This is a genomic window from Flavobacterium segetis (assembly GCF_900129575.1).
Classification (GTDB): Bacteria; Bacteroidota; Bacteroidia; order Flavobacteriales; family Flavobacteriaceae; genus Flavobacterium; species Flavobacterium segetis.
The window spans coordinates 83,986-110,695 of the sequence record NZ_FQWE01000011.1 but is presented as its reverse complement, the minus strand read 5'-3'; the positions used below and the strand labels follow the sequence as shown (position 1 = coordinate 110,695).

23 protein-coding genes and 1 pseudogene are annotated in these 26,710 nt (G+C 31.1%); 18 read left to right on the top strand and 6 right to left on the bottom strand.

Features of this window, described 5'->3' with window-relative positions; translation table 11 throughout:
* Positions 1-117: 117 nt before the first annotated feature.
* Together BUA99_RS13885 and BUA99_RS13880 are read right to left on the bottom strand one after the other, a co-directional pair.
* Positions 118-1,068, bottom strand: coding sequence for a PhoH family protein (locus BUA99_RS13885; RefSeq protein WP_072993634.1), 951 nt, complete (start codon positions 1,066-1,068; stop codon positions 118-120).
* Positions 1,069-1,089: 21 nt separating this feature from the next.
* Positions 1,090-1,407: a hypothetical protein gene (locus BUA99_RS13880; protein ID WP_072993631.1), complete on the bottom strand. Its 318-nt coding sequence runs from the start codon at positions 1,405-1,407 to the stop codon at positions 1,090-1,092.
* A 330-nt stretch (positions 1,408-1,737) separates the two neighbouring features.
* Here BUA99_RS13880 and BUA99_RS13875 point away from each other — a divergent pair, with 330 nt between their 5' ends.
* The 5 genes from BUA99_RS13875 (at position 1,738) to dnaN (ending at position 6,609) form a co-directional block, all read left to right on the top strand.
* Positions 1,738-2,568: an SAM hydrolase/SAM-dependent halogenase family protein gene (locus BUA99_RS13875; protein ID WP_072993628.1), complete on the top strand. Its 831-nt coding sequence runs from the start codon at positions 1,738-1,740 to the stop codon at positions 2,566-2,568.
* A 69-nt stretch (positions 2,569-2,637) separates the two neighbouring features.
* Complete coding sequence (locus tag BUA99_RS13870; protein ID WP_072993625.1) at positions 2,638-2,934, top strand: putative quinol monooxygenase; 297 nt, start codon at positions 2,638-2,640, stop codon at positions 2,932-2,934.
* Between the two features lie 42 nt (positions 2,935-2,976).
* A complete protein-coding gene (gldF, locus tag BUA99_RS13865) occupies positions 2,977-3,702 on the top strand; it encodes a gliding motility-associated ABC transporter permease subunit GldF (RefSeq protein ID WP_072993623.1) in 726 nt (241 codons plus the stop codon).
* Positions 3,702-5,387 (top strand): gliding motility-associated ABC transporter substrate-binding protein GldG, encoded by a 1,686-nt coding sequence (gene gldG / locus BUA99_RS13860; RefSeq protein ID WP_072993620.1) that lies wholly within the window; start codon positions 3,702-3,704, stop codon positions 5,385-5,387. Before gldF ends, gldG begins: the two co-directional genes overlap by 1 nt.
* Before the next feature lie 103 nt (positions 5,388-5,490).
* Entirely contained in the window at positions 5,491-6,609 is a 1,119-nt protein-coding gene (gene dnaN, locus BUA99_RS13855; RefSeq protein ID WP_072993617.1) for a DNA polymerase III subunit beta, read from the top strand.
* A 145-nt stretch (positions 6,610-6,754) separates the two neighbouring features.
* Here the strand turns inward: dnaN and BUA99_RS13850 are convergent, their stop codons facing one another.
* The 4 genes from BUA99_RS13850 to BUA99_RS13835 form a co-directional block, all read right to left on the bottom strand.
* Positions 6,755-7,228: a GyrI-like domain-containing protein gene (locus BUA99_RS13850; RefSeq protein ID WP_072993614.1), complete on the bottom strand. Its 474-nt coding sequence runs from the start codon at positions 7,226-7,228 to the stop codon at positions 6,755-6,757.
* A 64-nt stretch (positions 7,229-7,292) separates the two neighbouring features.
* Positions 7,293-9,065, bottom strand: coding sequence for a MutS-related protein (locus BUA99_RS13845; protein WP_072993611.1), 1,773 nt, complete (start codon positions 9,063-9,065; stop codon positions 7,293-7,295).
* Positions 9,066-9,155: 90 nt separating this feature from the next.
* On the bottom strand, positions 9,156-9,989 hold the full coding sequence (locus BUA99_RS13840; RefSeq protein WP_072993605.1) for a universal stress protein: 834 nt from the start codon (positions 9,987-9,989) through the stop codon (positions 9,156-9,158).
* 74 nt (positions 9,990-10,063) lie between these two features.
* Entirely contained in the window at positions 10,064-10,891 is an 828-nt protein-coding gene (locus tag BUA99_RS13835; protein ID WP_072993600.1) for a universal stress protein, read from the bottom strand.
* A 173-nt stretch (positions 10,892-11,064) separates the two neighbouring features.
* Here BUA99_RS13835 and mnmE point away from each other — a divergent pair, with 173 nt between their 5' ends.
* The 13 genes and pseudogenes from mnmE to BUA99_RS13765 all read left to right on the top strand — a co-directional run bounded on the left by mnmE (position 11,065) and on the right by BUA99_RS13765 (position 26,706).
* Positions 11,065-12,468, top strand: coding sequence for a tRNA uridine-5-carboxymethylaminomethyl(34) synthesis GTPase MnmE (gene mnmE, locus BUA99_RS13830; RefSeq protein ID WP_072993597.1), 1,404 nt, complete (start codon positions 11,065-11,067; stop codon positions 12,466-12,468).
* 149 nt (positions 12,469-12,617) lie between these two features.
* Positions 12,618-13,745, top strand: a complete 1,128-nt coding sequence (locus BUA99_RS13825) for a site-specific integrase (RefSeq protein ID WP_072993683.1) — start codon at positions 12,618-12,620, stop codon at positions 13,743-13,745.
* A gap of 5 nt (positions 13,746-13,750) precedes the next feature.
* Complete coding sequence (locus BUA99_RS13820) at positions 13,751-14,734, top strand: hypothetical protein (protein WP_072993594.1); 984 nt, start codon at positions 13,751-13,753, stop codon at positions 14,732-14,734.
* Positions 14,735-14,818: 84 nt separating this feature from the next.
* On the top strand, positions 14,819-15,103 hold the full coding sequence (locus BUA99_RS13815; protein WP_072993589.1) for a helix-turn-helix transcriptional regulator: 285 nt from the start codon (positions 14,819-14,821) through the stop codon (positions 15,101-15,103).
* Between the two features lie 2 nt (positions 15,104-15,105).
* Positions 15,106-16,542 (top strand): annotated as a pseudogene (locus tag BUA99_RS13805) (DUF3987 domain-containing protein).
* A 224-nt stretch (positions 16,543-16,766) separates the two neighbouring features.
* Complete coding sequence (locus BUA99_RS13800; RefSeq protein WP_143151779.1) at positions 16,767-17,819, top strand: DUF6371 domain-containing protein; 1,053 nt, start codon at positions 16,767-16,769, stop codon at positions 17,817-17,819.
* A 171-nt stretch (positions 17,820-17,990) separates the two neighbouring features.
* Entirely contained in the window at positions 17,991-18,509 is a 519-nt protein-coding gene (locus BUA99_RS13795) for a BfmA/BtgA family mobilization protein (RefSeq protein ID WP_072993577.1), read from the top strand.
* Positions 18,509-19,414 carry a DUF5712 family protein gene (locus BUA99_RS13790; protein WP_072993574.1) on the top strand — a complete coding sequence of 302 codons (906 nt, stop codon included), beginning with the start codon at positions 18,509-18,511 and terminating at the stop codon, positions 19,412-19,414. The genes BUA99_RS13795 and BUA99_RS13790 overlap by 1 nt, the downstream gene beginning before the upstream one ends.
* Positions 19,415-19,417: 3 nt before the next feature.
* Entirely contained in the window at positions 19,418-20,008 is a 591-nt protein-coding gene (locus BUA99_RS13785; RefSeq protein ID WP_072993571.1) for a ParA family protein, read from the top strand.
* Positions 20,009-20,034: 26 nt separating this feature from the next.
* Positions 20,035-20,262, top strand: a complete 228-nt coding sequence (locus BUA99_RS13780; RefSeq protein WP_072993569.1) for a hypothetical protein — start codon at positions 20,035-20,037, stop codon at positions 20,260-20,262.
* A 281-nt stretch (positions 20,263-20,543) separates the two neighbouring features.
* Positions 20,544-21,533 carry a hypothetical protein gene (locus BUA99_RS13775; protein ID WP_072993566.1) on the top strand — a complete coding sequence of 330 codons (990 nt, stop codon included), beginning with the start codon at positions 20,544-20,546 and terminating at the stop codon, positions 21,531-21,533.
* 414 nt (positions 21,534-21,947) lie between these two features.
* Positions 21,948-24,647, top strand: coding sequence for a restriction endonuclease (locus BUA99_RS13770; protein ID WP_072993563.1), 2,700 nt, complete (start codon positions 21,948-21,950; stop codon positions 24,645-24,647).
* Positions 24,648-24,780: 133 nt separating this feature from the next.
* A complete protein-coding gene (locus tag BUA99_RS13765) occupies positions 24,781-26,706 on the top strand; it encodes a site-specific DNA-methyltransferase (RefSeq protein WP_072993560.1) in 1,926 nt (641 codons plus the stop codon).
* Positions 26,707-26,710 lie beyond the last annotated feature (4 nt).

The following is a 26,710-nucleotide window of genomic DNA, read 5'->3' as shown; positions in this document are numbered from 1 at the left end:
TTCTATTTAAAGGTGAATTTTTAGTGATGAAAAAATAATAATATTATACCATTTTTAAAAATTGAAATTTCGTAAAGTTATTTCAACAAAAAAGGCTTTTTACAAAGCCTTTTAACTTTAATCATTATTTTCGATTTGTTTGTAAGCGTCTATCACTTTTTTCACGAGTCGATGGCGCACGATATCTTTGTCATCAAGATATATAATTCCTATTCCGTCAACATCTTTTAAAACTAGTAGCGCTTCTTTGAGTCCAGAGATTGTTCTTCGTGGCAAATCAACTTGACCTGGATCGCCAGTAATCATAAATTTAGCGCTTTTTCCCATACGAGTTAGAAACATTTTCATTTGGGAATGGGTTGTATTTTGTGCCTCATCTAATATTACAAAAGCATGATCGAGTGTACGTCCTCGCATAAATGCTAGAGGAGCAATCTGTATAATTCCTTTAACAATATAATCTTCAAGTTTTTCATTGGGTAACATATCGCGCAAAGCGTCATATAACGGTTGCATATAAGGATCTAATTTTTCCTTCATATCACCTGGAAGGAAGCCAAGGTTCTCCCCTGCCTCTACTGCTGGACGAGTTAAAATAATACGCTTAACCTGTTTTTCTTTAAGTGCTTTGACAGCCATGGCGACTCCAGTATAAGTTTTACCTGTACCTGCCGGACCTACAGCAAAAACCATATCATTTTTTTCCATTGTATCAACAAGTAATTGCTGATTAGGCGTCATAGCTTTTATGATCTTACCGCCTACACCATGAACTAAAATTTTATCGTTACCCTGAAATTTCCTATCCTCTTGTGCGTCACCCATAATTACACGTTCAATCACATTACTATCAATATTATTGTAACGTGTAAAATGAAGCATTAAGCGTTGAAACCGTTTTTCGAACTCGTCTAAAACTTCTTTTTCACCAAAAGCTTTAAGCGTTGTTCCCCTAGCAACAATTTTAAGTTTAGGATAATATTTCTTTATTGATTCAAGATGAGTGTCTTGAGCACCCCAAAATTCTTTTGGCGCGATGTCTATTAGCTCGATTATTCTTTCGTTCAAATGAAGTAATTTTAAGTTATTTTAATTTAATGTCAATCGCAACCCAATTCCGCTTGAATTGGTGATAAAATCTAGTTTATTTTCGTTCGATCGATGAGATCCCGTAGCGGTCATATTGTTATAATCAGTAACCCTATTTTTTATTTTTTTAGAAAAACCAATTTTAATTGGAAAAGCAACCACAACTGCGACAACACCTAAGTACGATAAGGCCGTTGGAAAATTTCTTTCACTTTGAACAGAAAAAGGATTTTCATTTGTGGAAAATTCATTATCTCCATCAGTTGTCAATGCTACTAATAAATCTTCCGTTACTAAACCTAATCCCTCAATTAGCAATATATTACCAGCAGTTTTCTTAGATCTACCAGCGTTGTAATTTACTCGTAATTTTTCATTATTAGTTAATAATCCTCTTACTTGTTCTGGTGACTTTTTAAGCCTTTAAGAGTTTAGAATATTGCCGTTTGATTTATAAATTAGCTTTTGTGAAAATGATTGTAAAGTAGTGATTAAAAGAGAGAGTATAATTATTTATTTTACCATATAAAGTGGTTTAAATTCAATTAGAAAATTATCTATAAAAAAAACTTTAAATTCTTTAGCTTTGCACTTCTCAAATTTAATGAAATTTAAGATTACAATTATCGAATAGTTATAAACAAATTTATGTCAATAATTACGCTTACTACGGACTACGGCTTGAAAGACCACTTTGTAGGTGCGTTAAAAGGAAAAATTTTATCTGAATATTCTGAAGCGCAAATTATTGATATTTCACATTATATTGATCCATTTAACACTGTTGAAGCGAGTTACATTATCAGTGCTGCTTATTCCAGTTTTCCAAAAGGAACTGTTCATCTCATTGGAGTAGATATGGAATCCAATAAGGAGAATAAGCACGTTGTTATGCAATGGAATGACCACTATTTTATTGCTGCTGATAACGGTATTTTAACAATGCTCTCGCAGAAGATTGTTCCTCAAAAAATTGTAGCAATTAATATTCATGATCGTTTACCAAGTGGCTCTGTAGATCTTGATGTTTTTGTAAAAGTAGCGTGTCATCTTGCCAAAGGTGGATTAATGAATATTATTGGTAAAGAAATTTCATCCATTAAAGAAGTAAGTTCCTATCAACCCATTGTATCTCCTGATGGCAATTCATTAAAAGGAAATGTAATCTATATTGATCATTTTGGTAATATTGTCACAAATATTACGAAAGACCATTTTATTAACGTAGCAAAAGGTAGACCTTACGAAATTGAATTAAAATCAAAAAATATAAAAACGATATTGCCTAATTATTCAGCTATTGCAACCTCTGAAAAATATCCTATCAAATCGTATGAAGGAGAAAAATTAGCTGTATTCAATGAATCTGGTTTTCTAGAAATTGCCGTATTTAGGAGTAATCCCTCAACTGTAGGTTCAGCTTCTAGTTTGCTTGGTTTGAATTACCAATCAATTATTACAATTTTGTTTGGCACTTAACTCACTAAATTTAAAAACTATCAATCAAAGCATAATAAAAGAATCAACAATCCTAAATCCTAAATCATAATGTTTATACGCATAGTAAAAATGAGTTTTCATGAGGAAAAGATTCCTGCTTTTTTAGAAAACTTTGAATTAGTGAAAGACAAAATACGAAATGCGGCTGGAAACCGTTTTTTAGAATTATATCAAGATAAAAACAACAAAAGTATTTTCTTTACTTACAGTTATTGGGAAACCGAAAATGATTTGGAAAACTACAGAAATTCAGAACTTTTCAATGAAGTTTGGAATTTTACAAAAAAGTTGTTTAATGACAAGCCTGAAGCTTGGAGCGTGGATAAACTTGTAAGTATTAGCTAATAAAAATTCATCTCTTGCGCCTTTAAAGCAAAAAAATTATATATGAAATCAATAATATTACGAGAAATAAAGTCCTTTTTCGGTTTGCCAATAGGATATTTGGTCATCGCCATTTTTCTTATTATCAACGGCTTATTTTTATGGGTATTTGAAGGCGAATACAATATTTTGAACACGGGTTTTGCTGATCTCACTCCGTTCTTTACTCTTGCTCCTTGGATCCTTATTTTCTTGATTCCCGCCGTTACAATGCGAAGTTTTTCTGATGAAAAAAAACAAGGAACTCTCGAATTGTTATTGACAAAACCTTTAAGTATTTGGCAAATTGTTAGCGGAAAATTTCTAGGTGCTTTGCTTTTAATAATCATGGCAATTGTTCCCACATTCATTTATGTATACGTCATTTACGGTTTAGGTTTACCCGAGGGAAACATCGATATGGGAAGTACTATTGGTTCTTATTTTGGATTGTTATTTTTGATTTCGGGCTACTCCGCAATTGGCATTTTTACTTCCACACTATCCGAAAATCAAATTGTAGCTTTCATTGTTGCTGTGTTTTTATGTTTTTTACTCTATTTTGGTTTTGATGGTTTAGCAACTGTTATACCATCACTATCAACGATTATTTCGACTCTAGGAATGCAAGATCATTATAAAAGTATGAGCAGAGGAGTTTTAGATACGAGAGATATAATTTATTTTAGTAGTATTACTATAGCGTTTCTTTCGTTCACAGTTTATAACCTAAAATCATTTAAATCGTAATGAAGACAGCTAAAAAAAATAACATAAAATCAGTTATATTTATTATTGCTGTTTTATTGCTACTAAACTTAATTGGAAATTTCTTTTTTCATCGATTTGATTTGACGAAAGATAAAAGATATACTCTTTCAACAACATCGTTAAATATTATTAAACAAATTGAAAATCCTCTTTTCATAAAGGTTTACATGCAGGGAAACTTACCCGCTGAATTTAAAAGGTTACAACAAGAAACAAGGCAATTGCTGGAGGAATTTCAAGCGTACAACAAAAATATTATTTTCGAATTTGTGAATCCATTAGAAAACAAAGACGAAAGCATGGATCAAATAAAAGATTTGTATCGCAAAGGCTTAACTCCTATAAACATTACAGTTGATGATAAAGGAAAACAATCACAAGAGATGGTTTTCCCTTGGGCGATTGCAGTCTACAATAATAAAGAAGTCAATATTCCTCTGTTAAAAAACATTATGGGTGCTACTACTACTCAAAAAGTGGTTGGATCTGTGCAACATTTAGAATATTCGATTGCTGAAGGTTTAAATAAAATCACTAAAGCCAAGCAAAAGAAAATTGCAATAATCAAAGGAAATGGCGAGTTGCAAGATATTTTAATGGCAAAATTTTTATTGCAAGTTCGCGAAAGTTATTTTATTGGACCTTTTACTTTAGATTCAGTCTCTAATAATCCAATGGGTAGCTTACAAGCCTTAGCGAAATACGATCTTGCAGTTATTGCTAAGCCTACAGAAAGTTTTTCAGAGGAAGAAAAACAAGTTTTAGATCAATTTATCATCAATGGAGGAAAAACTCTCTGGTTAATTGATCAAGTTTCTGCAGAAATGGATAGTTTATACAATTCAGCTGGAAGCACTCTCGCTTACCCAAGAGATTTGAATTTGAATGATATGTTTTTTAAGTATGGTTTTAGAATTAATCCTGATATAGTAAAAGATGAACGAGGAAGTCCTATAAAATTAGCAACTGGAGAACAGGGAAGTGCAACACAATATCAACAATTTAACTGGAAATATGCGCCGCAAGTTTATCCAAATAGTAACCATCCCATTGTCAAAAATTTAGGCGGAATAAAATTCGACTTCGCAAATCCAATTGACACCTTAAAAAACGGAATAAAAAAAACAGTTTTATTACAATCTTCACCTTATTCAAAAAAAATAGGAACTCCAGCAGAAATAAATCTAAATAGTGTTTCAGAGGAAACAGATGCAAGTGAATATCAAACAAAAGGGAATTTTCCATTAGCTGTATTGCTCGAAGGATCTTTTAATTCTATGTTTGAAAACAGAGTTTTAGCATTTAAACAATCGGCTTTTAAGAGTTTTGGAAATGAAAATAAAATGATTGTTATTGCCGATGGAGATTTGATAAAAAATCAACTAGACAAGAACTTACAACCAGTAGAATTAGGTTACGATCAAAGATCAGGTAACCTTTACGACAATAAAGATTTTCTAATGAATTGTGTCAATTATTTGCTTGATGATAGCGGACTTATCAACATTAGAAGTAAAGATTTAGATTTGCCATTGCTAGACAAAGAAAAAGTTTATAAAAATTATACTCGTACTCAATTCATAACTATCGGGCTACCAATACTGATTTTATTGATTTTTGGAGCTATTTTTACATTTATTCGAAAAAGAAAATACAGCGCATAGATGTTAATAAAAAAGTTTCGAAACTAGAATAGTTTACAATATATTTGTAAAATGTATGAATTTTTGAAATAAAAAAAATACAGTAAAAAATAAAACAAAAAAAATGAAATTTATTATATCGAGTTCGTACTTGTTGAAGCAATTACAAGTTTTAGGAAACGTTATCAACAGCAGTAATACTTTGCCTATTTTAGATAACTTTTTATTTGATTTAAATCAAAATGTATTGACCGTTTCTGCTTCTGATTTAGAAACAACAATGTCGGCTACTTTAAATATTGATTCCGAATCAAAAGGTAGTGTCGCTGTTCCTGCTAAATTACTTCTGGAAATCCTTAAAACTTTTCCTGAGCAACCGCTAACTTTTACCGTTGAAGAAAATAGTACTATAGAAATTAGTTCTAATTCAGGAAAATATGCATTAGCGTACGCTCCTGGCGATGAATTTCCAAAATCAATAAATCTAGATGATCCTTCAGTAACGCTTATCCCTGCTGGTATTTTAGCAACTGCTATTAGCAAAACAATCTTTGCCGCTGGAAATGATGATTTAAGACCCGTAATGTCAGGGGTATTTTTCCAGTTTTCTCCACAAGGGCTAATTTTTGTTGCAACTGATGCTCATAAATTAGTTAAATATGCTCGAACTGATGTCACGGCCTCTCAAGTTGCTGATTTTATTATGCCAAAGAAGCCTTTGAACATCTTAAAAAATATTTTAAGCACCTCAGAAACAGAAGTAAAAATTGAATATAACGATTCAAATGCTACTTTCTCTTTTGATAATTATATATTAATGTGTCGATTAATTGATGGAAAATATCCAAATTATGAAGCTGTTATTCCTAAAGAAAATCCAAACAAATTAATGATTGAGCGATCTCAATTTTTGAGTTCTGTGCGTCGTGTTGCTATTTTCTCTAATAAAACTACACACCAAATTCGTTTGAAAATTGCTGGTGCTGAATTGAATGTTTCTGCTGAAGATATTGATTATTCAAACAAAGCAGAAGAAAGATTGACCTGCGATTATCAAGGTGATGATATGCAAATAGGATACAATTCTCGTTTCTTAACCGAAATGTTGACCAACTTACAATCAGATATGATTATGCTTGAAATGTCATTGCCTAATAGAGCTGGAATTTTAACTCCTGTAGATGGATTAGAAGAAGGTGAAACTGTGACGATGCTGGTTATGCCAGTAATGCTGAACAGCTAATTATACAATTATTGAATGCGCTATTAACCAAACCAATTTTTATATTTGAAAAAGCCGTTTCGATTTCTCGAAACGGCTTTTTTATTGCTATAAATAACCATTTGCTTAATAAATAACTTCTTTAAGAATTACTAATAGTTAGAAATTATTTTTTTAGAGGCAAATAAATTTCGATTACTGATTTGGGATTGTTCCATTGAAAACGGTAATCATATTTTTCAAAGTGCAAAAAACCAGTATTTTCATGATCTTCAATATTTAAATTCAAATCAGGAATAATCGTTTTATAAATATGATTTAGCGTTTGTTTAAGATCTTGCATCGCACCTTGATGTACGAAAATTTCATAATTGCCTTTTGAAATTTCGAAATTAATAAAATGGTCTGGAAAAATTTGTTCGTTATTAGGAATTGCGGTTAGATAAAAATACTCGTTTTCAACTTTAAAAGTAATTCCATATTTAACCCAATTTCCAGAATGCTGATTTAGGTTGTGCTTTTTTAATTCTGCATTAAAGACGATCCAATGTTTGCTAATAATTATAAAATTCTCTTTCTGAGATTTGGTTAATTGAGTTACCAATCCAGCTGTTTTTATGTTTTGCTCAATTGTCACCATTCTCAATATAGTAAATTCTAAATTCTATTAAATACTTCACTACTTTAATGCTAATCTCTCGATGCTAAATCACTCCCATTTTTTTCATTAAAAATGTAGCACTTCTATTTTTACAAATTCCATCTCTTAGTTTGTAATCAAAATGCAAATCGTTATTGATAATTTCTACTTCAAAGCACTGGTTTGTTAATTGTAAAGGATAATCATTTGTAGTTAAACAAACTTCTATGTCATGCGTTGCTATTGAACCAATCGCATTTTTAGCAATTATCTTTTTAACCACTTCAATGGTTCCATTTCGCTTATCGTCAGAATTTGTACCGCGTAATATTTCATCTAATAATACAAAAGCAGGTTTACTTTCGAGCTCGTCCATAATTTGCTTTAAGCGCTTAATTTCAGCAAAAAAATAAGATTCACTATCAGATAATGAGTCGGATAAACGCATTGATACTAAAACGGGTAACGGATGTACATTTGCTTTACTTGCGCATACAGGCGAACCCATTCCTGTCAATACCATATTTATTCCCAAACTTCGCAAAAAAGTGCTTTTACCAGACATGTTCGAACCAGTTAAAATCATAAATGATTGTGGATAGAACAGAACATCATTCCCTATTCTTGTATCTTTATTTAATAACGGATGGCTTAAATCCGAAAAATTAATTTGGAAATTCTTATTTAATGTTGGATATACAAATTCAGGATTGTTATATGCCATATTAGCTAAACTATTCAACATTTCAAATTCACCGATAACTTCCATCCAATCTTCTAATGCGGCTGCATGTTCGCTTTTCCAATTAATTAAAGACTTAAAAACATGTAAATTGAATAGAAAAGTTCCATTGAATAAAACTGCTGTGATCAAATTTCCAATGGTATCCATATTGGAGAACAGACTAGACAACTGCTTAAAATGGATACTAGCATTTTCTTTTTTGAAAGTTAATTTTTGTTGTAAATAGATTAATTTTTCAGAACCAAATTTCTCATCTTCAATCTTTTTCAACAAAAAACTATATTGAGCAATTGTTTTATCAATATTGGAAGAATTGGCAACTTCAAGCTGAATTCGCTTCATAAACCGACCTAATATGATCAAATTTAAAATAAATAAGTACGAAAGTGTTGACGCAAAAATTGTGTTAAGCGTGACGAAATACGCAATTAACAAACCCATAAAAAGAATAGGTGATGCGTAAGAAATAAAAACGGTAAACTTAGACATGGGAGAGCTATTGAAAACACTCCACTTTAATAAAGTTTCATAATTTGATTGACTATCGTTACTTATTTTGGCGAAAGCCAAAAACTCTTGACGCCACTCTATTTTTCCCGTCAACTCCTGAACCGCTTCATGATTTTTTTCAATTTCGTCATTTGGCGAAAGCCCTAACATTTTTTCAGCTAATATTTTTTTTCCAATAAATGTAGCTGTTCTATTTACGTTTTGAAATAAAGAATGTTCTCCAAAAATATCCAAATCATAAGCATAAGGATGGTTGAAATCGTTAAATTCTAGTCCATTTTCAAAGGGTATTTTATTTCGCTCCAAATAAGAAATTTCATCCGCATTGATTTGCAATAGTGCTTGGGTAAGTTGTTTTTTAAACTGTAGTGCTGAATGCAATCGCATTAAGACTATAAATAGACCAACAAAAAAAACGCATAAAGCAACGTATACAATCTCACTTGATTTGAGATAGTAATAAAAGGAAACAAAAAAAAGTACAACAGCAATAAGTCGTAAAAAACTTATACTATTGTACTTTTTATTAATTGTTTTGAATTGCTCCGAATAATTATCTTTCTTTGTTTTGTAGATTTCCATTGTTACTATTGATGAAAAACAAATGTAGGCAAATTCAGAAAATAATAGGAATGTAATTTCAAAAAGCAAGGACAATTTCAAATAAAAAAATTATTCGATAGGAATAGCAAGAATAGGAATTTCGTAATTAATTGCTATTTTTTTTGTCAAACTTGGATTAAATATTCCTTCAAAAAAACCTCTTTTGTAAGGTAACATTGTCAAGAAATCAACTTCTTTAAAAAGAACAAAATCTACAATAATAGCTTCTACGTCATCGTCTTCAACAACATAAAAATCGATTGGCTCCGCTGAGAATTCCTCTTCCCATTGTTTTACAATTTCAGTTGAAACATCTGATTTAGATGTTTTCACATACAGACATTTGACCTTTGCATTTGACTTTTTCGCAATTTTCAATACCATCTTTAAAGCTTTTTTATCTTTTGGTCTAAAACGAGTTGTGAAGCCAATGATTTCTATCTTTTTGAATTTAGCTTCTAATGGAACACATAACATAGGAACAGAAATTCCTGAGATTATCGATCCAGCATTTGTACCTATAAAGAAAGCTTCCCATCCTGATGCGCCAGAAGTGCCCATAACCACAAAATCAATAGCATCATCTTCTATTGATTTCTTAATATTAGGCAGCAAATCACCATCTAAGAGTCTGTGAGATAATTTTATGTTACCTAAATTCCGTCCTTCTGCTATTGCTCGAAGTTTAGGAATTTCGTTTTTAAACATTTCAAACTGTGACAGCTCTAGCGATTCATAAATAATAGCATAATTTTCAGGAAAAAATTGGTTGTCATAAATTGGCAAGTTGAAAGTGTGTAGTAAAACAATTTCCGCATTCACTTTCTTAGCAAATTCTAATGCATGAACAAAAGCATTTGTTGCAGTATCGGAAAAATCAGTTGGGAATAATATTTTTTTCATTTTTTTAGGGTTTTAAAATGTTTGTACTTGCAAAATTATAAGATAGTTGTTGAGTAATTCTCAAAAATAATTTATTAATGAATCGCTAAAATGGGAATATTGATATGCAACGCTAATTTTTTGGACAAACTAATATCAAATAATTTCTCAAAGAAATTTTTATGATACACATGCAGCGCAACCATATTAATTGTGTGAGCTGTGATAAAATCTAAAATAATTTTTTCTTTATCATTTCCGTTGATAGAATGAAATGTGACATTCTTATCCTCTATCATTTTCCAATTTTCCTTTTCATCATTTTTTATAAAATCTTCAGTAGAAAGTATACTTAAACAATCAAGATGTGCATTGTACGCCTGGGATAAAGACAAAATTTTTCTAAATGATTCTGTATCTTCTGTTTTATACTTAGTCATAAATAATATCTTCTGAATTGGTTCATATTGGCAATTTTCTGGAATTACTAAAACTAATCCTTTAACTTCATTCATGACTTTCGACGCCACAGTTCCAAAAAATGTTTCTTTTAAAGAGTTTCCACCTTTTGTACCCATAACAACAAGTTCATAATCCTCCTTTTCAGCTAACTTTTTAATTTCAGAAACAGTTTCTCCTGCAATTAAAACATGGCTAATTTTAACATGACTTAAATTATTTGCTTGTGCGATGGCTCTAAACTCTGGAACCTCATCTCTATAATTTTCAAAATTACTGAGTTCGGCAACATTGTAAACTTCATGTAAATATTCAGCGGCATTAACAAAATGAGCATGAGGAACTTGATACACGTGAACGGTAACAACCTCAGCACCGATATTACTAGCTAATTTCAGCGCATAAATAAAGGCATTTTTTGAAGCATCTGAAAAGTCGGTGGGGAATAATATTTTTTTTGACATATTTACAAATTATTAATAATCAATTATTTATCTAAATTTACGAAAAATTATACAAAACATCATGATAAATGTCAGATCGTAGAATTTTTTAGGTTTAAATTGTGAATCACCTTTACCATTGTGAACTTGTTGCCACAGCTATTTTAATTACTTTTGCATAAAATTAAAAATCTATGATTCCAAATGATTCCATAGTTGCACTAGCAACGCCATCAGGAGCAGGAGCGATTGCTATAATACGTATTTCAGGGCAAGAAGCCATTACTATAGGAAATTCTGTTTTTAAGTCGATTAAAAACAAGGAATTAACCAACCAAAAAACGCATACCTTACACTTGGGTCACATTATGGATGGATCCAAAACTCTTGACGAAGTGCTGGTTTCCCTTTTCAAAGGTCCAAATTCCTATACTGGTGAAAACACTATAGAAATATCATGTCATGGCTCGACCTATATCCAACAACAAATTATTCAGTTGCTTTTACGTAAAGGTTGCCGAATGGCTGATCCGGGCGAATTTACTTTGCGAGCTTTCCTAAATGGAAAATTAGATTTATCACAAGCAGAAGCGGTTGCCGATTTAATCTCCTCAGACAATGAAGCGTCCCACCAAATTGCGATGCAACAAATGCGTGGTGGTTTCTCTAACGAAATTGCTAAACTACGTGAAGAATTATTAAATTTTGCTTCGCTAATCGAACTCGAATTGGATTTCGCAGAGGAAGATGTAGAATTTGCTGATAGAACTCAATTCCATGAGCTATTAAATCGCATAGAGTTTGTATTAAAACGCTTAATCGATTCGTTTGCCGTGGGAAATGTAATCAAAAATGGAATACCAGTGGCTATTGTGGGTGAACCAAACGTAGGAAAATCAACACTTTTGAATGCTTTATTAAACGAGGAGCGCGCCATTGTATCTGAAATTGCGGGAACAACAAGAGACACCATCGAAGACGAATTAGTTATTGGCGGTATTGGTTTTCGATTTATAGATACTGCTGGAATTCGGGAAACGCAGGATGTGGTGGAAAGTATTGGGATTCGTAAAACATTTGAAAAAATTGAACAAGCGCAAGTGGTTGTTTATTTGAGCCCGCTTACGCCAAAAGGAGGAACATTAGATGCTGAAAATGTAAAACAAGTACAACTTGAAATTGAGAAAATTAAAAATCAATTTCCTCTGAAACCTTTAATCATAATCGGTAATAAAAAAGATTTATACTCAGAGGAGCAGATACAAAATCTTCAAACTCAAATCCCCAATATTTTATTAATTTCTGCCAAAGAAAATATTGGCGTAGATGAATTAAAAAATAAATTACTGTCTTTTGTTAATACCGGCGCTTTACGAAATAATGAGACAATTATAACTAATACAAGACATTACGACTCTTTACTAAAAGCATTAGATGAAATAATGAAAGTAAAATTTGGTTTAGAAACTAATCTTTCTAGCGACCTAATGGCGCTTGATATTAAAGAAGCATTGTATCAGTTTGGGACTATTACCGGGCAAGTGAGCAATGATGAGTTGCTTGGGAATATATTTGCTAATTTCTGTATTGGGAAGTAAATACACTTTCTCTAAGTATCATTAACTTTCTTTAGCTTGACTACCATTGATTTAACCGTATTTTAAGTTTCTTCTATTAAGTTTAATTCATACATTTGTTACACTCAATGTACACCTTAACTGAAAAAAGGTGTAAAAATGTACACCTTATGAATATTACTTTAAAGAAAAAGAAACTACAGAATGGTAAATTCAGTTTATATCTAGAATACTACAAAGGATCAACTATAGATGCTAACGGCAAGAGAATCCATTTAAGAGATTTTGAATATTTGAAGCTCTACCCTTTTCAAGATCCAAAAACTGTTAGTGAAAAGAAAGAAAATAAAGAGATTGAAATCCTAACAGAACAAATACTATCAATTAGAAAAGCAGAGTATTTTCAGGGTAAATTTGATATAAAAAATAGCACAAAAAGTAAAAGATTATTTTTAGACTTCTTTCTTGAAAAAACAGAAGAAAAAATTGACAGTCCAAAAAACTATGGAAATTGGACTGCTACTTTTCTACATTTAAAAAAATGTATATCTAGTAACCTTACTTTTGATGAAGTTGATGAAAACTTTACAAAAAGGATACGTCTCTATTTTGAGAAAGAAGCAAAAACAAAAAGTAATACCTCATTATCCTTAAATTCAAAGTACTCGTATTTTAATAAATTTAAAGCGGCTCTCCGTGCGGCTTTTGATGAAGGTTATATTTCTTTTAATTATGCGTCAAAAGTAAAATCTTTTGAACAGGCAGAAAGTCAAAGGGAATATTTAACATTTTCAGAATTACAAAAATTAGCACAAACTGACTGCAAATATGAAGTTTTAAAGCGTGCTTTTCTTTTTTCTTGCCTTTCAGGCTTACGATGGTCAGATATTAATACAATGATTTGGTCGGAAGTTAGGGATGAAGAAAACACAAGCAGAGTGAATTTTCGCCAAGAAAAAACTGATGGTGTCGAATATTTATACATTTCAAATCAAGCTCGTGAACTATTGGGCGAGAGAGAATCTCCTTCAGACAGAGTCTTTGTTGGACTGAAATACAGTGCAGTATATAATAACGAAATTGTACGTTGGTGCAATCGTGCCGGAATATCAAAACATATCACTTTCCACAGTGCAAGGCATACGAATGCGGTTTTATTACTTGAAAACGGAGCAGACATTTACACCGTTTCAAAAAGGTTAGGACATAAAGAAATACGAACTACAGCAATTTATGCTAAGATTGTGGATCAAAAAATGAGAGAAGCTTCAAATTTAATACCAACTATAACATTTTAATAAACATGATATATTCGTATTTCCAAATTAAAGACAAACATTATAAGGTTTTAAATGGCATTAAAAACAATTTATACAGTCAAAATAACAAATCATCTGTTAAGAAAAAAGTAAAAAAATTAAACGAATATCAGTTTTATTTTATCTTCAATGATCTCATGCAATATTATAAAATTGAACATTTCCCAATTGATGTACTTGAGTTGTTTTTTGAAAGAAGTAAAATTACAATAAATAAAAGTGAGTATTTTTCATTTAAAGAAAGTGGTAATTTAAAGGGTTTTGTTCCTGTCAATGTGGACTGGGTTGATTTCAATTGTAAGAATGATCTTGATTCGTTCATTGATTATTTTTTACATACAAAAGAATATCCAAAAGAGACTCTCTTAACTAAACTTTTGGTTTTATCTGATAAATTATTTGAGAATATATTTCACCCATTAATGAATATACAAATGCGTTTAGAAGATTATATTGAAAATTCTAATAGAAACGGAAACGCGATAAAATATGATTATTTAGAACAAATCATATTAGCACTAGATAATCAACAAAAACATATTTTGGAATTATCGTATAGCATACAAGAAAAAGTTGATAAACTAGCTAAAAATACAAAGGGTCAAAATTACCTAATTGTTACAGATGATGAAATTCTAAAAAAGCTATACCGAGAGCTAAATAAATTTGATTTCATTGATGAAAATAAAACTACTTTAGAACAATTTATTGAGGTTTTGAAATCAGATTGGAAAGCCCACAATTCTGTGATTTACTTAAATTTGGATAACATACAATTTAAATTTTTCATTGATTGCATAAGTCAATTTTTAAGTACTAAAATACCTCTATCATTCATACAACTTGCTGGAAATATTGAAAACAATAACGGTAAAATAAATGCGAAATCCGTGTGTTCTTCAACTTCTAAAAGTATAATGCCACCAAAAAAAAATGACATTATTAGATCCATTTTCGAAAAATTATAAAATAGGTTAACACATTAACCATGTTAACTTGTTATTGTTTTACTTAACTGACATTTGCCACTATAACGACAATAAAACTCACTTATGGAAAGCAATGCGATCATTCAAAAATTAACCCAATTAGAAAAACTTATAATTGGGACCAACAAACAAATCTTCACGGTAGATGATGTTGTAAACTATACCGGCTTCTCAAAATCCTATGTATATAAACTTGTACATAACAACATAATCCCGTATTCGAAACCAAATAATCGTACTCTATTTTTTACTAAAGCAGAAATAGACGAATGGTTACTTCAAAACAAATCAAAGTCGATTTCTCAAATCGAAAAAGAAGCTATTAACTATATCACCAATAAGAAATAGTTATGCTTGATTTAAAAAACAATGCCCCTTCCACTTCAGAAAGTAGAAAGGGCAAAATCTTTGATCTGCAAAACAAAGATAGTAAAAATCAAGGAGTAATCGATCTAGTTGATCTTGAATTAGACTTTTTGAAACACAAAGAAACTAAAGGAAACTTATTCCCAATAGATATTTATCCGAAAGCCATACAAGAGATCATAATTGAGATTCATAATAAGCAAGTATTCCCCATAGATTATCTAGGCTCCGGTATACTTTCAGCTGCCGCAACTTCAATTGGTAAATCATATAAAATTGAAGTGAAAAAAAATGGTTGGGAAGAAAAAGTAAACTTATTTATGGTGATAGTTGGTCAACCAGGTGATGCCAAAACCCAAGCTTTAAAATTTTGTTACAATCCTATTCAAATAAAATAAAAAAACCAACTTTTTACAGAATATGAGAATCAATTAAATGAATATGAAAAAAGTATCTCAGACAGTTCTGAAAATAAGCTCAAGGAAAAGAAACCGATACTGAAACGATATTTACTGAGTGATTTTACACCAGAAGCCTTAATTCTGCATCATTCTAATAACAAAAGATCGCTATGTGTATTTGTGGATGAACTTAATGGCTGGTTAAAAAACTTCAATCGCTACAACAGTTCTGGTGAAGCAGAGACCTATTTGAGTTTATGGAGCGGAACTCCAATTACAACAGATAGAGCTTCAGGCAAAAGCCAAAGACTTTCAGACCCTTGCTTAAGTGTTATTGGAAGTACTCAAATATCCGTTTTAAAGGACTTTGGAAAAGATGGAAGATCAACCAATGGTTTTATGGATCGTTTGCTGTTTGTTTACCCCAATGAAGAAAAAATACTACGGTGGAACATCGAATCTCTCAACAAAGTATTAGTGGATAATTACACTACATTGATCCATAATCTACTTGAATTAGGCGACGAAGATCCTAATGTATCAATCGTAATTCCTATGGAGAGAGAAGCAAAAGAGTTTCTATTCCGCTGGCAAAACCATAGACCAGACAAATTTTTCTTTGATTTTGAGCGATCAATCGAGATCAAGCTCCAGCAGTACGTTTTGCGTTTTGCAATGATTCTTGAATTGATCCATTCAACCATAGAAAATAAGTCAATAAATACAATATCGATGCATTCTGTAATGAGTGCTATTAAATTATTTGATTATTTCTATCATAATGCTGTTCAGGTTAGAACTGAAATTATGAGGACGAATTACTTCGAAACGCTCACTGAAGGTCAAAAAAATATTTTAAACGAACTGCCCAAAACGTTTACAACTGCCGAAGGAATTAAAATAGCTTGCAAGCTAATTGATGGAAAGCCTAGGATTTCTGACAGACAGTTCAAAACCTACTTAAAGGATCTAAAATTATTCAAAAGAGTAGCTCATGGAAGTTATGAGAAAACTATATAGGCTTCACTTTCTTCACTTTCTTCACTTTAATAGCTAACGCATTGGTTTATAGATATATAAAAATCACTCAAAGTGCAAAATTAGTGAAGAAAGTGCAATTTGTATTTCACTTTCAATTTGCAAAGTGAAGTCAAAATGAAGCCATAGTGAAGAACAAAACTTACTCTAAAGCCCTATCGTTACTGAAAAGTGAAGAAAGTGAAGAAAGTGCAATACAATAAATTATGTATAAATACTCATTACACAAAAAATCGACAAAACATTACTGTCCCAATTGTGAGAAAAAAGCACTTGTGCTTTATATAGATGTAGATTCAGAAGAATATATTTCGCCCCAAGTTGGTAGATGTGATAGAGAAATAAATTGTGGTTACCACTACTCCCCTAGGTCATATTTTAATGATAACAATAAGGAATATGTTTCGACTACTAAAGCTCGTCAATTATCTGTTCAACAAGTGGAAATTTCGATTCACGACGAAGAAGAATTAGTAAACACATTAATGTACTACAACGAAAACAATTTTGTTCAATTCTTAAAATCAAAATTTGATATTCAAGAGGTAGAAATAATGCTTGCTGAATATAAAGTTGGAACAGCCAATTTCTGGAATTTCGGTACGGTGTTCTGGCAAGTTGATTCGAAACATAAAATTAGAGGTGGAAAAGTAATTATTTACAATACATCCGGAAAAAGGACGAAGTACATAAACTGGATTCATTCGATAAAAATAAAATCTAACCAAATAAATGCTTTCATTCTCAGTCAATGTTTTTTTGGAGAGCATTTAATTAATAATTGCAACACTATTGTTGCCATAGTAGAATCTGAAAAAACAGCTTGTATTATGAGCATGTTATTCAAAAAATACACTTGGCTAGCAGCAGGTAGTTTGAATGGTTTAAATGACTTTAAAATGGAAGTATTGCGAAATCGAAGAATTATTCTATACCCCGATTTAGGTATAAACGGATTAAACGGAAGTCCATTTAGCATATGGAATTCAAAATGCGAGTACTTTAAAAAGATAGGTTTTGATATAGAAATTTCAGATTTATTAGAACGTAATGGAACAAATATAGAAAGAGAAAACGGCTATGATATCGCCGACTATTTTTTAAAAAACATTAAATACGTTCCAAAAGCTATTGTTTCAAACCAACAAAAAATAGTTAACAAACTATACTTGAAAAATAAAAATTTAAAAATCCTAATCAATCTTTTTGACTTAACAGATCTACAAGGAAATACCATCTCCTTGTTTCCGAAAGGATAGCGAAAGGATAGCAAGTAGGACAGGGGCGAAGGTCCCCCTGTCCTACTTGCTCTGCGAGGCTGAACCCTTTAAAAGCAAGGGTTCTTTGAATACTAAATATTATAACTTTTTATGATTTAAATATAAAAAAACAATAACTATCTGTTTATCAGTGATTAAAAACACAAAACTATGACAAAAAAAAGCATAATTATAGATCCAAAAGCTCATTCAGAATTAACAAAATTAGCAGAAAGCTTAAAAATGAATTACGGAAGTTTAGTTCAAGAAATGATTTATTATTTCAAAAAAACAGGAATTGACCCAAAAGATGCCGTTAATAAAAATCCTGCTCTGATGGTTTCTGCTTTAGACAAAAGAATAGTTTCCTTCTTAAAAGTACAAGAACGTGATATTTTGAAACCATTGCGCCAAGATGTCTTTGAATATCAAAAAATACAGAAAGACGATAATGCAAACCTGATTACTGCTATTAATAAAATACTTAATCAACATTCTGTAAGAACTGCAGAAATAAAGAAAAATCATTTAGAAAATTTCAATCTGATTAATAGCAATGATAATTCAAGAACAAAACTGATGAATTCTGAACTAGAGAAAAACAGGCAAGCAATTATTGTTCTTTGCCAATTGATTGATGACAAAAACAAGTCGGGTGCATTGGATAAAATTAAATCTATTTTTTCCTAATGCCGATTTCCAAACCCCATAGTACGCTAGGAGCAAATAATAAAGGTAGCTGTTCTAACCTAGCTTTATATCTAGAGAAAGAAAATGAAGATTTGGATAAACTTGCAGTAAAAGCCATTTCAATTAGTGAACGCCAAAATCTAGAAAGCAGAAAACAAGGTTTTTTTTCAGATTCAGATACCAATATTAGTACAATCGAAGTAATAAGTTCTATTGACAATAATAAACGAAAACTAGGTGCTAACGATGCTAAATATTTTGCACCAACAATTAGTTTTAGCGAGAATGAATTGGATCATATTGCATATTTGGCAACTGGTCAAGAAGATGTTTCAAACGTCTGGGAATTAAACGTAGATCAGCTAAATGAATTTAACAGGCTTATTCGAGAATATGCCCGAAAAATCATGGACAATTATGCACTTAATTTTAATCGTCAAGATAAGGGAATAAAATCTGGAAGTGATTTAGTATACTTCGCAAAAATTGAACATTTCAGAAAATTTAAAGGCACTGATAAGGAAGTAATTAATGGAAACAAAATCTCGGGTACTTATAAAAAAGGACTGCAATCTCACGTGCACATCATTGTATCCAGAAAAGACAAAACCCAAAAATTAAAATTAAGCCCTACTTGCAATGAAACACTAACTAAGAGAACCATAGGCGACAACAACTATCAAGTAGGATTTGATAGAGTAAAATGGATTGATCTGAATGAAAAAACATTCGATGAGCACTTTAAATACAAAAGACCTGAACTAGAAAAATTTAAGAATCAAAACATTTTGAAAAACGGCAGCCCTCAAGAAAAATTTGAACTTAATACCCGTCTTAAAAATCATGTTTTAATTAAAGAACAGGAAAACACAATAGTCAAAAAATTAAACCGTATAAAACGCTAAAAAATGGCAAAAATAATATTAATAACACACCAAAAGGGGGGAGTTGGTAAAAGTACGCTGACCTTTAATCTTGCGCAAAATATAGCTTCTAGTGCCAAAGTTGCCGTATTAGATTTTGACTTACAGGGAAGCTTGAGCCAGTTAAAGGAATTGGTTAGTGATTTTGAAATTATTCCATACCAAGGAAAATTGGAGAGTATTCCGGAGTTGGTTTACGATTTTATTTTTATCGACACTCCTCCCTACCTATCAAATCATTTGCCAAAATTGATTGCGATGGCTGATTTGATTATTGTGCCAACCAAGGCGGGAATACTAGACTTACTAGCAATAAAAAGCACCCTAAGTCTTATTGAGCAAGAACAGAGAACAGGCGATACTATAGTCGTTTTCAATATGATTAAACCAAACACGACTTTGACACTAGATATTTTAATCGGTCTTGCCGAATACGACGTAAAAATCGCTAACACACATATTAGCGATTTGGTTGCTTTTACCCGATCAGTACTCTTAAAAGGGGTTACAAATGATAAAAATGCTCAAAAACAAATTGACAACCTGACCACAGAAGTTTTAACCAAACTTCTATAAATCTATAAAAATATAAATCTATCATTATGGAAAAACAAAGCATGAATGACCTTATTAACAAGGCAAAATCTAATACGCAGCAAAAAACAATTCAAAAAATTGTTCCCATCTCAGAAAAGGAAATTGAAGAAATCCAATTTTCATTTTATCTAGAAAGAGAGTTATTAAAAAAATTAAAAATGAAAGCTGCAACAGAAGAAACGAGTATGAAGCAAATTGTCAACGATGCCATCAAAGCTTTTCTAACTACATAAAAAATGAAAAGTTGCAATAAATCAAGATTAAAGACACCAGCTTAAAAACTTTGATTAAATTTGATTCAAAAATAATTAAAAAGATAGAATCCTATAAAATAAAAATATAAAGTGTTTAGCTTTTGAATTAGTACTATAAAATCGCCAAATTATAATAGCACGCTAATATCAAAACTAAGACGCCCATGCCTAGCGTGGGCTGTTCTTATTTGGTGTGCGGGTGTTTGGCGATACCTATAGTGCTATTAAGTAACAGTTCCGCGCTTTTTTAATACCACGTCATGGAAGATCAAAACACAAAAATCGCCAATCTACAAGTCAAAATCTCTGAAAACTGCACCGAAAAGGAAAAACAGATTATAGAATTGTATTGGGAATTCAATAAAATAGAAGTAATAAACTCCCCAAAACATGTAAAAAACACTTTCAATATTCGTTTTGCAGAGCTAAACAAGATTATTGGAACATATAGTGAAGTATCTTTCTTTCTCTTCTGTGAACACTGTCAGTCTTATGAATTTCAAAAAATGAGCAGCGTTACAAAATATAAAGAGATTACAAAACTACATAGACATGGTAACTCCCATTTAAACTTTAAATGTTTTCATTGCCAAAGCATAGAAGAAAACCAGGCTATCATAGAAAAACACAAGGCTCATAAAAAATTGATGCAAAAACTGAATCAAGCTATTGAGACCAAAAACTGGAATAATTTAAATCATTTTGAAAGGGAGATACTAAGCAATTGCCTTGAAATAAATTTCACACAGCTTAAAAAAAAGTACGGTGGTCAACTTGGTAAAGAATCTTTTATCAAATTAATCAGAGCATTAGATAACATCGCTAATGAAAATCTTCTTCATCTATTACGAGGTGGATGGAATAATTATATTTACGATTACCAATATGTAACAAGACTGACTGAGTTTAAAGATGAAATCAAAGTTCCTGAAAAACCGACTCCAAATGGTGCTAAAATTGATGTGGATACTAATGAACTAAAATTCAAACTGACCATCAATGATCGTCAACATCATCCAGATAGTCCAGAACATGCGGGAACCGTTACCTTCAAGGAAAGAATCGTTATAGAACCGGGGGTTGTATACATTTTCGGTTTGTGGAATCGAGCTAATGATAACCTTTATCTAACGATGACCCCATTAGAAAATTTAGAAAAAACTCCAATAACAAAAAGAATCAATAGTCACCCCATTTCCCTGCAAGAGGGAATAGCAGATTTTTTAAATCGTTTGGGAAAAGATTTTTGAATGTTTCATTAATAGAAAACTATTTTTGTAGATTTATATGAATCTAGTTTTATAGAATCAAAATTTGATCTTAAACCGCCATAATCCAAAAGTCTAACAAAATATTTAAACACATTTAGTTCAATCTTTATCTTATCCTCGTTCTTTTCAATTAGTTCATAACTCTCCAACATATTCATTTAAGAAAAGTAAGTAGCAGCGTAATGCTTAAAAACTCTTAACTTTTAGTAATCTTTATTAGCTTTTATTAACTTTAATCCTTTCAGATTAAATTGATTTTTTGTATTATTGTAGTTAAATATTTATTTTTTTTCATTTTTCTGAACCTACTTAAATTGCAGTAAATTAGAAAAATTTAAATAAAAATTTAATCCAATAAAAGCAGATTACTCCTAAAAGATTGCCAAAATAAAAATGAAACTAAAACTAGAAAACCTTATATATCAAGACATAGCCGTTCAATCAATTGTAAAAGTTTTTGAAGGAACAGAAAAAAACACATTTGATAGTGCTTGTTTTGAAGGTATTCGATCCAATGTATCTCGATTATCTAAAGAGGAAGTTCAGGAGAGTATTAAAAATATTTGCTTTGAAAATGGAGTAAATCAAGATGTGGCAAACCTTTCCTCAGATAAAGATATTTGTGTTGAGATGGAAACTGGAACAGGAAAAACATTGGTTTACGTGAAAACCATATATGAACTTTTTAAACATTACGGCTTTACTAAGTTTATAATATTAGTTCCATCAGTAGCTATAAGACAAAACATAATCGGTACTTTCAAATCATTTGATAAACAGCTTGAGGATATATACGGCTTCACTCCAAGTGCTTTTGAATATGACAGTAAAAAACTTACAAAGGTTACACAGTTTATAGAAGACCAGCATCCGCAGGTTATGATAATGACCTTAGCTTCTTTTAATTCAGAAGACAAAATTCTAAATCAGGCGCAACGCGAAGACTTGTTCAATAATATCCCGTTCATTGAGGCAATTGGTAAAACAAATCCAATCATCATCATGGATGAACCTCAGGAAGGAATGGATACGGATAATTCCATAAAACAAATTGCAAAACTTAATCCTTTAATAAAACTTCGTTATTCAGCAACACATAAAGTGATTAAAAACCTCTTGTTTAGATTAACACCTTTTGATAGTTATAAAGACGGATTGGTAAAGAAAATTGAAGTACTTACAGTTACCGAAAAGAATGATGAAGCTTCTTTGAAAATAGAATTAACAGATATTCAAATTGGTAAAGGAGACCCAAAAGTGAAACTAAAAGCTTGGCATCTTAATAATTCAAACGGGAAGATTGATTTTAAAAATACGGCTTGGTTAAAAGAAGGAGATAATTTAGGAGACAAAACCAACAATCCTAGTTATCTAAATTATAAAATATCCAGAATAAATAAAAGCTTAAAAACACAAAAGTGGACTGTAGTTTTTACTAATGGAGCTGAAGTTTTAGAAAAACAAATAGCAGGAAGTTTAGAAAATATTTGGGCACTGCAAATAGAATGGTTACTTCACCGACATTTTGCTAAAACACAAAGACTTTTAGAAAAAAATATAAAATGTTTGTCATTGATCTTTATTGACAGAGTATCTAATTATGTAGGCGAAACACCCATTATTAAAAACATATTTGTTAAAAAATATAAAGAAATATATCCTGAATATTATGGCGGAAAGATTCCTTCAAGTGAAGAAATTCAAGCAGTACAAGGATATTATTTTGCTCAAAAAAATTCTGGAGAATATGCAGATAATGAAGGCGGTGTAAAAGAACAAAGTAAAATTTATGATTTAATATTAAAAGGAAAAGAAGAGCTTTTAACCATTTCAAATCCGGTACAATTTGTTTTTTCACATTCTGCTTTGGGTGTGGGTTGGGATAATCCGAATGTTTTTAATATTGCAACTCTAAATAATTCCTACTCCGAAATTAAAAAACGCCAAGAGATTGGGCGTGGTTTGCGTATTTGTGTAAACCAAGACGGACAAAGAGTATATGATGCTTTAAATGTAGCTGAAAGCGATAGAATCAATCAGCTAACTGTAATCCCAAATGAAACCTACGAAACATTTGTTACGCAGTATCAAGAAGAAATAAAATCGGTTTATGGTTCAACAAATGCAGGTGCTGGAATGTCACATTCTCATAAAGGAATTCCAGCTGATGAAGTAAGTTTCAAGCGTAATACTTCTAGTGAAATCGAACAAGCTTTTAGAAAATATTGGACCGCTTTAGCGCAAAAAACGGAATACACCATGTCATTTGATGAGGATAATTTGATTGCGGAATCTGCGGAGAGAATTAATAAAATTGAAATACCTGATTTTGTTATTGAAGCATCCAGTTTCTTGATCAATGAAATTACAGAAGAAGGTCAGAACGATACTTTTCAAGGTTCAGAAAAGGTAATACAAAAATCAACTTTTACGCCTTTAGATTTAATTGAGGAAATAAGTGAGAACACAGGAGTCAGTTACAATACGTTATTTAAGATTATTAGTCGTTTACATAATTTAGATCAAATGATAAAAAACCCACCTCGATTTATTCATGAAGCTTCAGTTATTATTCGTGATGTGGAACTAAATGAAATGATTAGAGGTTTAGATTACCAAATTACGGGCGAGAGTTATCCTTTTGATTTTACTGATTTTATAAAGAATATTTCTAAAGAGGGATATGTTGAAACACCACATAAAGGAGTATTTGATAAAATGCTTGTAGATAGTGATGTAGAAAGAAATTTTTCATTAGATGCTGATAAAGATGCAGAGGTAGTTTGTTTTCTTAAATTACCGAGTTGGTACAAAATAAAAACGCCAATTGGTAATTACGAACCAGATTTTGGCTTAGTAATGAAACGTAAAAGTTTAAAAAGCGGAAGTGAAAGCGAATTCTATTTTGTGATTGAAACAAAAGGGACAAACGATATTAATGATAAAAAAGCACTTAAAGAAAGTGAAATTTACAAAATACGATGCGCGATGAAACACTTCCAAAAATTAGGATTAGAAGTACAATACAAAGCTCCTGTAAAAGAATACAAATATTTTAAAACACTTGCTGATAATAGTATTAATGCAAACTAATAAAATATAATTCTTTTACTTACTGTAGTAAAACAATAAAACAATAATAGTAAATCTATTTTCCCTGTATCAGGAAAATTACAATAGCAATAAAAAATTTAAAAATTGCAATTAAATAAATAAACTCACTCAAATGGAATCCATTAACGATTATATGCCTTTAAGTAACGATTGGAATAAAGAGCGTTTACAAATTTTAAAACAACAATTTCCCGATTGGTTTACCAGTGAAGGAAATCTAAATATTGACGAGGTAAAAAAAGCAGTTAATCCTGATACGGTTAATGAAACCGAACGTTATGAATTCCGTTGGTTTGGCAAAAGCCAAGCCAAGCGCAACGCTTTTACACCAAGTAATGCTACATTAGTTTATGATGAAGCCCGTAGTGTAAATCCTGAGAATAGCGAAAACCTAATTATTGAAGGCGAAAACCTAGAAGTACTAAAACTATTAAGTGGTAGCTATCGTGAAAAAATAAAGTGCATTTACATAGACCCTCCATACAATACAGGAAAAGATTTCGTATACAGTGATAACTTTACCCAAGATAAAAAAGGATATTGGGAAGATGCAGAAGTAATAGAAAATGGAGTAAAAATTGACACCAATGCAGAAACCGATGGTCGTTATCATTCCAATTGGTTAAATATGATGTATTCTCGTTTGTTAATTGCAAGACAATTATTACGTGAAGATGGTGTGATTTTCATTTCTATAGATGACAATGAAATACATCATTTAGGAAAGCTATGTAATGAAGTTTTTGGAGAGGAAAATTTTGTAGCAAATTTTATTTGGAAATCAAGACAAAATAAAGATAATAGAACAGTAACAGGCGCATCAATTGATCATGAATATATTATATGCTATTCAAAAAATAACGAAAGCAAAGCTTTAAAAGGTAGCGAACGAAAAGTTGAACAATACACTAATCCTGATTTAGATCCCAGAGGTGACTGGGCAAGTGGAAATATGGTCGGAATTTTGCCAGAAAATCTCAGACCGAATTGTCATTATGATTTAATAAACCCTAATACTAGAATTAATTATGGGAAACCTAAAATGGGTTGGAGATATGACATGAAAACTATGAGCAGGCTTATTGATGAAGATAGAATTTTATGGCCAAATTCTATTGAAGGAAGACCTAGGAGGAAAGTGTTTCTTAATGAATTATCAGATAGTTTTACTGGGTTTTCTTCAATTATTGGAGAAAACATCTTTACAAGAGATGGTACAAAAGAAGTTGATGATCTGTTTAGTTATAAGGCATTTGATTTCCCAAAACCACCTTCTCTAATTGAAGAATTAATTAGTCAAGTAACGGGAGAAAATGATACCATTTTAGACTTTTTTGCAGGTTCAGGGTCAACTGGACAAGCAGTCTTGGAATTGAATAAGGATAATGAAAAACGTAAATTTATTTTAATTCAAATTCCTGAAGTAATAGATACTAAAAGTGAAGCATATAATGATGGATATAAAAAAATTAGTGATATTACCATTGAACGCAACAAAAGAGTAGTTACCAAAATAGAAAATGAGAAAGCCGAAAAAGCTAGAAAAAAAGAAGGCGAATTACAACTGAATGAGGTTGCTGAGCAGTTTGAAAATTATACAAATCAAAAGTCAAATCTAGGTTTCAAAGTTTTCAAACTCCAAAAATCAAATTTTCCAAGAGTGGAGTTTGCTCCTGATCCAGAATTATCAGATGCAGAAAATTTAGCATTACTAAAAAAATATATTGCCGATAAAGAAAGTCAGTTAGTCAATGCCTTCAATAAAGAAGAGCTTATGACGGAGATATTGCTTAAAAATAACTTCTCATTAAATTACAAAACGACAGTACAGACCCAATTCACAAAGAACGAGATTATTTTGGCTTTTGATGATGAAAAAGAAACCCTAATTTGTTTAGATGTTAGTATTGATTTAGATACTGTCGAATATTTTAAAACCAATACGGAGCAGAAATTCATTTGTTTAGAAAGAGCTTTAGATACTACCAAAAAATATAATTTGAAGCATTATTTAGGGGATAAATTTAATGCGTTTTAATACC